At 73.5% G+C, this 8,552-nt stretch carries 8 protein-coding genes; 5 read left to right on the top strand and 3 right to left on the bottom strand.

The annotated features are described in order from the left end of the window. The 3 genes from VF202_14805 to VF202_14795 all read left to right on the top strand — a co-directional run. Positions 1–834: NrtA/SsuA/CpmA family ABC transporter substrate-binding protein (locus VF202_14805; protein HEX7041384.1), on the top strand; the 834-nt coding region annotated here is incomplete at its 5' end. A gap of 72 nt (positions 835–906) precedes the next feature. Then, positions 907–1,689, top strand: coding sequence for an ABC transporter ATP-binding protein (locus VF202_14800; protein ID HEX7041383.1), 783 nt, complete (start codon positions 907–909; stop codon positions 1,687–1,689). A gap of 117 nt (positions 1,690–1,806) precedes the next feature. After that, positions 1,807–2,868, top strand: a complete 1,062-nt coding sequence (locus VF202_14795; GenBank protein ID HEX7041382.1) for an ABC transporter permease — start codon at positions 1,807–1,809, stop codon at positions 2,866–2,868. A 33-nt stretch (positions 2,869–2,901) separates the two neighbouring features. Here the strand turns inward: VF202_14795 and VF202_14790 are convergent, their stop codons facing one another. Beyond that, the gene (locus VF202_14790; protein HEX7041381.1) at positions 2,902–3,927 is read right to left on the bottom strand and encodes a YbhN family protein; all 1,026 of its coding nucleotides are present in this window, start codon (positions 3,925–3,927) and stop codon (positions 2,902–2,904) included. A gap of 73 nt (positions 3,928–4,000) precedes the next feature. Beyond that, positions 4,001–5,002 (bottom strand): VOC family protein, encoded by a 1,002-nt coding sequence (locus VF202_14785; protein ID HEX7041380.1) that lies wholly within the window; start codon positions 5,000–5,002, stop codon positions 4,001–4,003. A gap of 180 nt (positions 5,003–5,182) precedes the next feature. Here VF202_14785 and rplS point away from each other — a divergent pair, with 180 nt between their 5' ends. After that, positions 5,183–5,596, top strand: coding sequence for a 50S ribosomal protein L19 (gene rplS, locus VF202_14780; GenBank protein ID HEX7041379.1), 414 nt, complete (start codon positions 5,183–5,185; stop codon positions 5,594–5,596). Between the two features lie 137 nt (positions 5,597–5,733). On the opposite strand, the gene VF202_14775 is transcribed toward rplS, so the two are convergent. Then, entirely contained in the window at positions 5,734–7,224 is a 1,491-nt protein-coding gene (locus tag VF202_14775; GenBank protein ID HEX7041378.1) for an HD domain-containing phosphohydrolase, read from the bottom strand. Between the two features lie 489 nt (positions 7,225–7,713). Between VF202_14775 and VF202_14770 the strand changes: the two genes are divergently transcribed. Beyond that, on the top strand, positions 7,714–8,552 hold an 839-nt coding region (locus VF202_14770; protein HEX7041377.1), incomplete at its 3' end, for a hypothetical protein.

The following is an 8,552-nucleotide window of genomic DNA, read 5'->3' as shown; positions in this document are numbered from 1 at the left end:
ATCGACATCGTCGCGTCCGGCACCGAGGCCATAGCCTTCCTCGAGCAGGGGCAGATCGACGTGGGCGGCATCGCCATCGTCACGTCCCTGTGGAACGGCTGGAACCAGGGCATCGACATCAGGGTGTTCGCCCCGGGGGGTCTCGAGCCGTTCGAGAACAGCCCGACGAAGTTCATGGTGCGCAAGGACCTCTACGACTCCGGCGCCGTCGACACGATCGAGGAGCTGCGCGGACGCACGGTCGCGATGGCCGGCGGACCCGGCTCAGGCGGCGAGTACCTGGCGGCCAAGGCGCTCGAGCGCGGCGGCCTGACGATCCGCGACGTGCAGCCCATCAACCTCGCCAACGCCGACATGCCGGCCGCCTTCGCCAACGGCTCCATCGACGCGGCGGTGCTGGGCTCGCCATACGCCGAGCAGGTCGAGGCCGACGGCACGGCCGTCACGCTCGCCACCGACCTGGTGCCCGGGCTGATGACCGTGGCGTTCGTCGGCTCCGGGCACTTCCTCGAGGACCGGCCCGAGGTCGCCCGGCGCTTCGCGCTGGCGCTGCTCGAGGCGTCCCGCCTGATGCAGGGCGACGACTACCTCTCCGACGAGAACATCGCCGCCTACCTCGCCTACGTGAACTCGACGGAGGAGGCCATAAGGACCGGCACGCCCGTCGTCTACGACCCTGACCTCACGATCCCGGTGGACGGCCTCGCCGACGTGGAGCGCGTCCACCGCGAGAACGGACGCACCGACTACGACGAGCCCATCGACCTCTCCAAGGTCATCACGACCGAGTACGCCGAGTGGGCCCTGGAGATGGCCGGGCCGTACCGGGAGTAGCCTGGGCGTCGGGGGGCGGCCGGGGGCGCGGGCAGCGCCGCCCGGCCGCCTGCCGTGAGAGGTGAGTGGACGTTGGAGCCGAAGGTCGTCGCCCGCGCGGCGCGGAAGGTCTACCCGTCGCTCGCGGGCGACGTGCCTGCCATCGTCGACTTCGACCTGGAGGTCCGTGAGGGCGAGTTCGTCTGCCTGGTCGGGCCCTCGGGCTGCGGCAAGTCGACGTTCCTGCGCATCCTGGCCGGCCTCGACTCGCTCTCGGGCGGTGAGGCGTACATCGTCCCGGGTCCGGAGCCGAGCCGGCCCCTGAACAACGTGGTGTTCCAGGAGTACGCGGTCTTCCCCTGGAAGACCGTGCGCGACAACGTCGCCTTCGGGCTCCAGATGCGGGGCGTGCCACGCGCCGAGCGGTACGAGGTGGCGGAGCGCTGGCTCACGAAGGTCGGCCTCAAGCGCTTCGCCGACTACTACCCGGCGCAGATCTCCGGCGGCATGAAGCAGCGCGTGTCGATCGCCAGGGCGCTGGCGAACGACCCGCAGGTGCTGCTGATGGACGAGCCCCTCGGCGCGCTCGACGCCCAGACGCGGGCGGTGCTCCAGGAGGAGCTGCTGCGCCTCTGGGAGGAGACGCACAAGACGGTGCTGTACGTGACGCACTCGATCGAGGAGGCCGTGCTCCTCGGCGACAGGGTCGTGCTGATGACGGCCCACCCCGGCACGAAGAAGGCCGAGTTCGTCGTCGACCTGCCGCGGCCGCGCGACCTCACGACCACGCAGAGCCCCCGCTTCGCCGAGCTGACCGGCGGGGTCTGGGCCGAGCTCAAGGACGAGGTGAGGCGCGCGATGGAGGCGCAGGCGTGAGGGGCCCCTCCGGGCTCGCGTACGGCGGCTCGCGGAGCCGCGGCGCGTCGGGTGCGGTGGTCCGCCAGTGAGCGCCACCCGGGCGCGCCCCGTCTCGGGCTCGCGAGAGGGCCGGCGTTGAGCGCCACCCGGGCCCGCGCCGCCGCGCCTAGCGGCCGGCGGGAAGCGCCGGTGGGGGACCTGGCCTGGCCGCTCGTCTCGATGGCGCTGGTCGCGCTCCTCGGCACCGCGCTGGATCTGTGGGGCGACTGGTGGTGGGCGCTGCTCGCCACCGAGTTCACCCTGCTCGTGTTCGCCGCCGAGGCGTTCGAGCGCCGCCTGCCGTTCCGGCTGCAGCGCGGCTACCAGGGCGTGCTGGCCTGGCTCTTCCCGCTGCTCCTGCTGTGCGCCTGGGAGTGGCTGTCGCGCGGCGGCATCCTCAACTCCCGCTGGTTCCCGCCGCCCACCACGATCCTCGGCGCGCTGTGGGACCTCACCGTGAACGTCGACCGCTTCAGCGGGCACTCTCTACTCGGACGCCCGTGGCTGCTGCCCTCCCGCGTCGCCGAGTCGGGCTGGGCCGGCGTCGCGGCGACGTTCGCCGAGAGCCACCTGTGGGCCACGCTGGCGCGCGTGCTGCTCGGCTTCCTGATGGGCGCCGCGCCCGGCGTGCTCGTCGGCATGGTGATGGGCCTGAACAGGACCGTGAGGGCGATGCTAGACGCGACGATGTCGGCGGTCTACGTCCTGCCGAAGATCGCCGTGTTCCCGCTCCTCATGCTCGTCTTCGCCGACCCGTTCGGCGAGGGGCCGAAGGTAACGGTCGTCGCGATCTCGGCCTTCTTCCTCGTGGCGCTCTCGACGATGGCCGGCGTGCAGGGCATCGACCCCGTGCTGGTGCAGGCGGGGCGCAACTTCGGTGCCGGGCGCTGGCAGATGTTCAGGCACGTGATCCTGCCCGGCGCGCTGCCGATCGTGTTCAACGGCCTGCGCCTGGCGCTGGGCACGGCGCTGATCGTGATCGTCGCCGTCGAGTTCGTGCGCGCGCAGACGGGCGTCGGGTACCTCGTGTACTACCACTGGCAGGTGCTGTCGACCCCGAAGATGTACGCCGCCCTGCTCGTGATCATGGCCCTCGGCGTGGGCATGACGTCGCTGCTGCAGGCGATCGAGCGGCGCGTGATGCCGTGGCGGCGGTGAGAGCCCGCTAGCCCGCCCCCGCCAGGTCGCGACCTAGCTGCCCGCCTCCGCCTCGCGCGTCGGCTCGACCGGGGGCCGCGCGAAGGTGGCGCCCGCTATGGGGCCCAGGACGAAGCGCGAGTAGAAGGTCAGCAGGCGCCAGCCGAGGATCGCCGCGGCGACGGTGCCGCCGGGCGACCTGTCGTTGGTCCCCCCTGGTCCACCGCCGGGGCCGGCGAGGAACAGCGAGGCCGTGAAGATCTCGAGCAGCCCGGCGCCGCCCGGCGTGGGCATGAACGTCGCCAGGACGGTCGGGAGCTGGGCGACGGCGAGGGTCGTCAGGAACGGCGCGCCGGGGCTCAGCGCCGTGAGCATCACCCAGAAGGTCGCGAGCGTGCTGAGGTAGACGACGGCGGTCAGCGCGTGGAGGACCGCTCGTTGGGCGAGGGTGCCGTGCATGATCGCGCCCGACGCCGACTCCACGCGGTCGAAGAACTGGGCGGCCGAACCGCGCCAGCGGCCTAGCCAGCGGAGGCCGAACAGCGCGCGCCCCAGGCGCGTCACCCAGCGCAGCCGGAAGGTGAGCACCCACATCAGGAAGGCGGCCAGGGCGGCCACCACGACCGCGAAGGCGACGAGCTCGACGCGCGACAGGGCGACGGCCGAGCGGCCGATGAGCAGCACGCTCAGCGGCACGGAGTAGGCGAGGAACGCGAGGTCGAGGACCCAGACGTAGACGTTCACCGACCACGCCGCCACGCCCGTCAGCCCGTCGCGGACGAGGGCCAGCGCCACCGCCGGCGCCTGCCCGGCGCTGCCCGGCGTGATCGCGGCGCTGAGGAGGCCGACGGCGTAGGCGCGCAGGCACGCGCCCAGGGGGAGCGGCTGGCCGCCCAGCCTCGTCAGGAGCTGGAGGCGGGCGCCGGCGGCGAGGTAGTTGACGACGAGCAGGACCGCCCCGACGACGAACGCCCAGGCCGGCACGCGCCCGAGCGAGGCCAGGTTCTCGCCGAGGAGCCACATCGTGACGACGAGGCCTCCGGCGCCGAAGAGGAGCGCCAGCCAGGCCCCGCGCTTCATCGGGTCCCGGGCCGCGCCGGGGCGCACCGCGCCCGACCGCGTCGGGGCCGGCCGCGCAGCATCGCACCGCGCCTCATCCGAAGAGGTGCGCGTACTCTGGGCTCGCCGTCACGGGGAGCTGGGCGCGGATCGCCTGCCTCTCCGACTCGAGCCACGAGGGCAGCTTGAAGGCCAGGCCCAGCTCGGCGAGCGGCTCGTCGACGGTGAAGCCGGGTCCTCGCGTCGCGAGCTCGACCGTGGCCCCTCCGGGGCCCGGGAAGTAGACGCTCCTGAAGTAGGTCCTGTCGCGCACCTTCGTCGCCGGGATCCCGGCGCCCAACACCAGACGCCTGCCCTCCTCGAGCGCCGCCTCGTCCTCGACCTCGAAGGCCACGTGGTGGTAGCTGCCCCGTCCGAGCCGGCCCTGCCCGCCGCCCGCCGAGCTCACGAGCTCGAGCGCGCGCGGCGCCGCCTCGCCCTCGCCGGCCGGAGAGAGGCGCACGCGCTCGTCGTCCCGGGCCGCGACCTCGAGGCCCAGGATGCCCGTCAGCAGCTCTTCTGCCGCGGCCACGTCGGGCGCGGCGTACGTGACGGCGTCGACGCAGAGGACCGCGTGATCCGGCGCGATGCCGGCGGCGGGGAAGTACCTGGTGGTCGCTAGGAGGCTGGCCGGGTCGGCGCCGGGCGGCGGGCCCTCGAGCGGCGGCTCGTCGCCCTCGACGAGGGCCAGGCGCGTGCCGTCGGGGTCGGCGAAGGCCACGACCTCGCGCCCCAGTCGCTCCGCCGTGGTCGCCCCGTGCGCGGCGAGGCGCTGGCGCCAGTAGGGGAGGGCGCCGCGCGGCACCCGCAGCGTTGCCTCGGCCGTGCCGGATCCGGGATGGCCGGGGCCCGCGCCGGGCCAGGGGAAGTACGTGAGGACGCTGCCGGGGTTGCCGGAGGCGTCGCCGAAGTAGAGGTGGTACGTGCGCGGGTCGTCGTAGTTGACGGTGCGCTTCACCAGGCGCAGGCCGAGGACCCGGAAGTAGAACTCGATGGTCTCCTGTGGCCGGCCGCTGATGCCGGAGACGTGGTGGACGCCTCTCGTTTCGACTGGCAACCTGCTGCCTCCGCTCGGCCGACGCCGCTGACGCGCCGCGTTCGCGCGTCCGGCGGTTGAAAGGCCTCGCCCCGTTCGGCTAAGATACCAAGGCTTTGCCGGCCGCCTGGCTATCGGCCACGAGCGGCGGCACCGTCATGGGAACGCCAACGGTAGCCCACCGGGAATCGAGAACCTGAGATGAAGTACAACAAAGGCGCCATACTGCGCTCGGTCGAGCAGCCCTTCCTGCGGGACGACATCCCCGACTTCGACACCGGCGACACCGTGAGGGTCGACTACCGGGTCACCGAGGGCAACCGCACGCGCATCCAGGCGTTCGAGGGCGTCGTCATCGCCCGCAAGAACGGCAAGGGCGCGCGCAGCACCGTGACCGTGCGCAAGGTCTCCTTCGGCGAGGGCGTCGAGCGCGTCTTCCCGCTCAACTCGCCGCTGATCAGCAAGATCACGGTCGTGCGCCGCGGCCGCAGCCGCCGCGCCAAGCTCTACTACCTGCGCGAGCTGCGGGGCAAGGCCGCCCGCCTCAAGACCGACGTCGCCCGCCAGGAGGAGGACCGCGCGGCCGCACGCGCCGCCCGCGAGGAGCAGGGCTGACGCGTCGTCCCGGCGCCGGCGCCGGGGCTCAGGTGCGCTGACGAGAGGCCCGGACCGCTCGAGTCCGGGCCTCCGTTCGTGGGATCGCCGGCGCGGCGTGCGGGGGAGGTGGGCGCCCACCGCGCGGCCGGTGAGGGTCAGGCGATGACGAGCATCTCCTCGGGGTCGAAGCGCCGGGGGTCGAGCATCTCGGCCGCCGCGGGCGTGGCCAGGTAGCGCTCGAGCGCCGCCAGCGCCTCCGCGTCGACGCCCGCTCCGGCCTCGGACGCGAGGATCGACAGGGCCTCCTCCGCCGAGAACGCCTCGCGATGCGGACGCGCCGCGGTGAGGGCCTCGAACTGGTCGGCCACGGCCAGGAGCCTGACGTCGAACGGCAGGAGGCCGGCCGGGACGGCGCCGTGGTAGCCGCGTCCGTCGGGCCGCTCGTGGTGGCCGGCGGCAAGGGGGACGGTCTCGGCGAACGCGTCGGCCCACGACAGGATGTGCTCGCCGTAGGCGGTGTGGCGCCTCACGACCTCGAGCTCGACCTCGTCGAGCGACGACCCCTTCTCGAGCACGGCGTTCGAGACGCCGAGGGTGCCTATGTCGTGCAGCGACGCCCCGCGGGCCAGCGCCCGGCGACGCTCGGGCGCGTCGCCCGGCGCCACGAGCTGGTCGAACATGCCGAGGGCGACCACCCTGACGCGGCTCGAGTGCCGCACGGTCCACGCGGACTTCGCGTCGACGACGTGACCGAAGACTTCCGCCACGCGCCCGAACAGCTCGTCGTCGATGTCGACGGGCTCCTCGCGCGGCGCCACGGACGCGAGCTCGTGCCAGACGCGGTCGTGCCTCAAGGTCTCGTCGAGGTCGCCGGAGACGAGCGGCTCCTCGAAGGCGGCCGCCACGTCGGGGTCGAACCAGCTGCCGGCGTAACGCCGCGCGAGCTCCACCGCCGCGCTCCGCCCGCCGTCGCCGAAGCTCTGCGCTGCCGCCTGCGCGAGGGCGACGATGCGGCCCGCCAGCGGGATGGCCTCGCCGGCCGCACCGGCCGGGGCGCCGCTGCCGTCGTAGCGCTCGGAGGCCGACGCGATCGCCGCCGCCACGCCGTCGCCCAGCCCCATCTCGGCGGCGAGCCTCGCCCCGCGCTCGGCGTGGGTGCGGGCCAGGTGGGCGACGAGGTCGAAGCGTCCGAGGCCGAGGTCGAGCAGGTACTTCAGCCGCCACGGGCCCTTGACGGCCCCGACGAGCTGGTTGAACACGAGCGTGCTGCCCTCGCGGAGGCGTTCCAGGTCGATGCGCCGCAGCGCCCGCCGCAGGCGCGCGTCGTCCCGGCCGAACAGGTGGTAGAGCCGCGCCGAGTTCGCGGAGGCCCCCAGGTCCTTGAGCAGCAGCGCGTGGTGGAGGTCGGCGAGCTGCCGCTCGGGCAGGCCGAGCCTGCGGCCGATCCTCAGGCCGATCACGGCCGTCCGCAGGGCGTGCTCGCGCTCGTGGCCCTCGCTGACGTCGAGGGCGTGGCTCAGGGCGGCGAGCGTGTCCCCCAGGGTGAGGGCGTGCGGAGCCCTCGCCTCCCGAGTGCCGGTGAGGAGGTGCTGCCCCTGGCGCTCGACGCTGATGGCTGGCTTCGTTCTCCTCGCTCCTAGGGTCACGTGTTCCACCATGCAGGTGAGGTCCTTACGGCAGCCTGACGCGCCCTCCAACGCTCCTTAACCTCGGCTTCACGAGGCGGCCGGTTCGCGCCGTGGAGCGGGCTCGCCGCGCCTCCGCCCGGCCGTTCCCCCCGGGCCCCTCGTTCGCCGCGCCGGCTCCGGGCCGTTCGTCGGTTCGTCCGCGGCTCATGGACGGCGCGTAGCCTTCACGCACGGTCGACCCCGCCACGGGGTGCAGGGCCCGCCGCGGCAGCGCGGGCACCTGGGGTCGCCCGCGGGAGGCGGTGAGATGTCGTGAGCGAACTCAACTCTTCCAGTCCAGGTCGTCGGCAGCCTGCTCCCGGGCGCGGTCGGCGGCGGGCTTCTCAGCGCCGCCGGCTGGCGGCTCCTAGCGACCGGCGCGCGGGCGTTGCGGCCCGGCCTACGCGGCCCGCACCGGCGCGGCCGCGGCGGGCTCGCCTCGCGTTCGTCCTCGCGTCGGCGGCCTTCGTGCTCGGCGCGGCCGCTCTGGCCCAGGAGGTGCCCGAGGGCACCACCGAGTACGAGCTGCCGGGCGACGCGGTGTTCCCCGAGGGGATCGCCGTCCACGAGTCGAGCGGCACGTTCTTCGTCTCCGGCGCGGGGTCTGGGGGCATCTACCGCGTCGACATCGCCACGGGCGAGGCGACGGAGTTCGTGGCCGCGGGGACGCGCCCCCAGTTCACGACGATCGGCCTCGACGTCGACGACCGAGGCCGCCTCTGGGTGGCCGGTGGCGGCAGCGGCGAGGTCCTCGTCTACGACGTGGAAAGCGGTGAGCAGCTCGCCACGTTCACGACGCCCGAGGCGGACGCCAGGTTCCTCAACGACGTCATCGTCACCGGCATGGGCGCCTTCGTCACCGACTCGAACCGCCCCACGCTGTGGCACGTCCCGGCCGACGCCGTCGAGTCAGGCGGGGGAGAGGCCGAGGCGTGGCTCGACTTCACGGGCACGGCCTTCGAGTACCAGGAGGGCTTCAACGCCAACGGCATCGTCGCCAACGAGGACGGCAGCGTGCTGCTGATCGTCTCGGGAGCGACGGGCGCCCTCTACCGCGTGGACGTGGCGACCCAGGAGGTCGCCGCGGTCGAGACCGGCGCGACGTTCGAGGGCGGCGACGGCCTCGTGCTCGACGGCACGACCCTCTACATCGTGCAGAACGGTGCCGACCTGGTCGCCGTGGTGCAGATGTCGGACGACCTCACGAGCGGCGAGGTGACGGGCTACATCGAGGACGAACGCCTCACCGACTCCTCGACGGCCGCGCTCGTCGGCGAGGACCTGCTGGTGGTGAACACCCAGTTCTC

The organism is Trueperaceae bacterium (genome assembly GCA_036381035.1).
GTDB lineage: Bacteria > Deinococcota > Deinococci > Deinococcales > Trueperaceae > DASRWD01.
Note: the sequence above shows the minus strand (reverse complement) of the source record. Positions and strands in the feature narration are given on the sequence as shown.

Excerpts from the sequence above, each read along its gene's own strand:
- VF202_14790 (HEX7041381.1), bottom strand. The coding sequence starts at position 3,927 with ATGAAGCGCGGGGCCTGGCTGGCGCTCCTCTTCGGCGCCGGAGGCCTC.
- rplS (HEX7041379.1), top strand. The coding sequence starts at position 5,183 with ATGAAGTACAACAAAGGCGCCATACTGCGCTCGGTCGAGCAGCCCTTC.